The following is a 508-nucleotide window of genomic DNA, read 5'->3' on the forward strand; positions in this document are numbered from 1 at the left end:
CCATCTGCGGCGCGCGTTCAGCCGGCGCGAGCGCGGCCACTTCTTCCGCCTTCGCCAGCAGTTCGGCCCACTTCCCGGCAGCCTGAAGTTCCCAAAGCTGGCGTTGATGACCCTCGGCCAGCGCGCGGCTAAGGCGCGGCAGGAGGGGCAAATTGGAGCGGACGGCGTTGTGGGCGATGGCCGTCCATTCGGCCAGGGCGATGTCGGGCTGCCCGTTGGCGGCAGCGGCCAGCCCGGCGTAGAAGCTGCGCACGCTTTCGGCGGCGCTACGCAGGTGGCGCTCTCCCAGGCGCGTCAGCGTGGAACGCGCGGAGGCGGCGTCGCCGGTGGCCAGTTGCGCCAGGCCGCGCCACAATTCGAGCGCCTGCCCGGCGCGGCCCTGTATAGTTAGCTGCTCCCACCAGCCGGCCGGTTTTGCGGCCAGAACGGCTTGCGGTTCGCCGCGCAGCAAGGCCGCGACCGGCTCCAGCAAGGCGCGATGTTCGGCAGAGAGGCCGGTTAGGCCGTC

1 protein-coding gene is annotated in these 508 nt (G+C 71.5%); it reads right to left on the reverse strand.

Going from position 1 to position 508, the window contains the following annotated elements; genetic code table 11:
* A partial coding sequence (locus NZU74_20915; GenBank protein ID MCS6883783.1) for a hypothetical protein occupies positions 1-508 on the reverse strand: 508 nt, incomplete at both ends.

It is taken from the genome of Chloroflexaceae bacterium, from assembly GCA_025057155.1.
Lineage (GTDB): Bacteria > Chloroflexota > Chloroflexia > Chloroflexales > Chloroflexaceae > JACAEO01.